We start from the raw sequence: 3,016 nt of genomic DNA, 5'->3' as shown, positions 1-3,016 counted from the left end.
TGCAGCGTAGTCTCGTGGGCTCGGAGATGGGTAAAAGAGACAGCCCCCCGCCCCCGCGCGGCACGCAGTGCCGGGCATCAGGGTGGAAACCGGCATCGTGTGACAGGTATCACCGCTCACGTGTGAGATGCGATTTAGAGAGGTCCGCCCCACGGCGATAACCTGCGAGACGGACATGCCGCGCGCTCGGACACCGTGTGCGCCTCCCTTGTGACAAGCGGACGTCACGTTGCCCTTCGCGGCACGCCCACGCATCCAACGAACCGCGAGATCACTGATAGGGACGGAAGCGCGTGGACCTGTTCGAGTACCAGGCGAGGGACCTCTTCGCCAAGCACGATGTACCGGTGCTGGCCGGTGAAGTCATCGACACGCCTGAGGCGGCGCGCGAGATCACCGAGCGTCTGGGCGGCAAGTCCGTCGTCAAGGCGCAGGTGAAGGTCGGTGGTCGCGGCAAGGCCGGCGGTGTCAAGCTCGCCGCCACCCCGGACGAGGCCGTCGCCCGCGCGACGGACATCCTCGGCATGGACATCAAGGGCCACACGGTCCACAAGGTCATGATCGCCGAGACCGCTCCGGAGATCGTCGAGGAGTACTACGTCTCCTTCCTCCTCGACCGTGCGAACCGCACCTTCCTCTCCATCGCCTCCGTCGAGGGCGGCATGGAGATCGAAGAGGTGGCGGCCACCCGCCCCGAGGCCGTCGCCAAGATCGCGATCGACGCCATCGACGGTGTGGACGAGGCCAAGGCCCGCGAGATCGTCGAGGCCGCCAAGTTCCCGGCCGAGGTCGCCGACAAGGTCGTGAACGTCCTCGTGAAGCTGTGGGACGTCTTCATCAAGGAAGACGCCCTGCTGGTCGAGGTCAACCCGCTGGCCAAGGTCGCCTCCGGCGAGGTCATCGCCCTCGACGGCAAGGTGTCCCTCGACGACAACGCCGAGTTCCGTCACCCCGACTTCGAGGCGCTCCACGACAAGGCCGCCGCCAACCCGCTCGAGGCGGCAGCCAAGGAGAAGGGCCTCAACTACGTCAAGCTCGACGGCGAGGTCGGCATCATCGGCAACGGCGCGGGTCTCGTCATGAGCACCCTGGACGTCGTCGCGTACGCCGGTGAGAACCACAACGGCGTCAAGCCCGCCAACTTCCTCGACATCGGCGGCGGCGCCTCCGCCGAGGTCATGGCGAACGGCCTGGAGATCATCCTCGGCGACCCGGACGTCAAGTCCGTCTTCGTCAACGTGTTCGGTGGCATCACCGCCTGCGACGCCGTCGCGAACGGTATCGTCCAGGCCCTGGAGCTGCTGGAGAGCAAGGGCGAGGAAGTCACCAAGCCGCTGGTCGTCCGTCTCGACGGCAACAACGCCGAGCTGGGCCGGAAGATCCTCGACGACCGCAACCACCCGCTCGTGCAGCGTGTGGACACCATGGACGGCGCGGCCGACAAGGCCGCCGAGCTGGCTGCTGCCGCGAAGTAAGGGACGAGGTCACAGAACACCATGGCTATCTTCCTCACCAAGGAATCCAAGGTCATCGTCCAGGGCATGACCGGCTCCGAGGGCCAGAAGCACACCAAGCGCATGCTGGCGTCCGGCACCAACATCGTCGGCGGCGTGAACCCGCGCAAGGCCGGCCAGACGGTCGACTTCGACGGCACCGAGGTACCGGTCTTCGGCTCCGTCAAGGAGGCCATCGACAAGACGGGCGCCGACGTCACGGTCATCTTCGTCCCGGAGAAGTTCACCAAGGACGCGGTCGTCGAGGCCATCGACGCCGAGATCCCGCTCGCCGTCGTCATCACCGAGGGCGTCGCCGTGCACGACACGGCGTCCTTCTGGGCGTACGCCGGCAAGAAGGGCAACAAGACCCGCATCATCGGCCCGAACTGCCCCGGCCTGATCACCCCCGGCCAGTCGAACGCCGGCATCATCCCGGCCGACATCACCAAGCCGGGCCGTATCGGCCTGGTGTCGAAGTCCGGCACGCTGACGTACCAGATGATGTACGAGCTGCGTGACATCGGCTTCTCCACCTGCGTCGGTATCGGCGGTGACCCGATCATCGGCACCACGCACATCGACGCGCTGAAGGCGTTCCAGGACGACCCCGACACCGACCTGATCGTGATGATCGGTGAGATCGGCGGCGACGCCGAGGAGCGGGCCGCGGCCTTCATCAAGGACAACGTGACCAAGCCGGTCGTCGGCTACGTCGCGGGCTTCACCGCGCCCGAGGGCAAGACCATGGGCCACGCCGGCGCCATCGTCTCCGGCTCCTCCGGCACCGCACAGGCCAAGAAGGAGGCCCTCGAGGCCGCCGGCGTCAAGGTCGGCAAGACGCCGACCGAGACGGCCAAGCTGGCCCGCGAGATCCTCGCCGGCTGAGCGGCCACAGCCTGAACGCGCCGGTGGGCCCGTTCCCCGCGAGGGGGCGGGCCCACCGCCGTATGCACGGCCCCGGCTCACTCGGCGCGCGGCACGAGCCGCGGCGGACCCTTGACCGTCTCACCGCGGAGCTTGGCCCGCAGCGCGACCTCCTCCGCCGACAGCGGGCCCGGCGCCGACTTCGGCGGGACGCCGCGCACCGCCTCACCGGGCGGCACCGGCGGCTCGTACCGTGTGGGCGCCGTCCGCAGCGTCAGGGCCGTCGCGCCGACCAGGGCGACCGTGAAGGCGATCGCCGCCCGCGTCCAGAAACGGGCACGGCGTTCGCTGCCGAAGCGCACGACGGGCGGTTTCGGGGCGCGCAGCCGTTCGGCGGAGGCCAGCGCTGTCAGCCGCCGGTGCAGTTCCGCCGGGTCGGAAAGCTCCGGCAGCCGGGCGGCGACGGCTTCCCGGGCGTGCAGCAGACGGCCCGCAGCGGCGGGCGTGCTCGCCTCCGTCTCCGCGGCGGTCTCCGGCAGGCCGAGGCCGACACCGTCGTGCAGGAGCAGGGTGCGCCGGTACGAAGGCGGCAGATCCATCAGTACGTCCATCAGCACCCGGTCGGCGGGCGCGGCCGGGTGCTGATGGACGTACTG

The 3,016-nt window shown here is 69.1% G+C and carries 2 protein-coding genes and 1 pseudogene; 2 read left to right on the top strand and 1 reads right to left on the bottom strand.

Translation table 11 applies throughout. From position 1 onward, the window contains the following. Positions 1-293 precede the first annotated feature (293 nt). Together sucC and sucD are read left to right on the top strand one after the other, a co-directional pair. Positions 294-1,475, top strand: a complete 1,182-nt coding sequence (sucC, locus tag MTQ10_RS29465) for an ADP-forming succinate--CoA ligase subunit beta (protein WP_247473466.1) — start codon at positions 294-296, stop codon at positions 1,473-1,475. 21 nt (positions 1,476-1,496) lie between these two features. After that, complete coding sequence (sucD, locus tag MTQ10_RS29460; protein WP_247473463.1) at positions 1,497-2,381, top strand: succinate--CoA ligase subunit alpha; 885 nt, start codon at positions 1,497-1,499, stop codon at positions 2,379-2,381. Positions 2,382-2,458: 77 nt separating this feature from the next. On the opposite strand, the pseudogene MTQ10_RS29455 reads toward sucD, so the two are convergent. After that, positions 2,459-3,016: pseudogene (locus MTQ10_RS29455) on the bottom strand (RNA polymerase subunit sigma-24); the annotation flags it as partial.

Source organism: Streptomyces sp. XM83C (assembly GCF_023072675.1).
Lineage (GTDB): Bacteria > Actinomycetota > Actinomycetes > Streptomycetales > Streptomycetaceae > Streptomyces > Streptomyces thermocoprophilus.
Note: the sequence above shows the minus strand (reverse complement) of the source record. Positions and strands in the feature narration are given on the sequence as shown.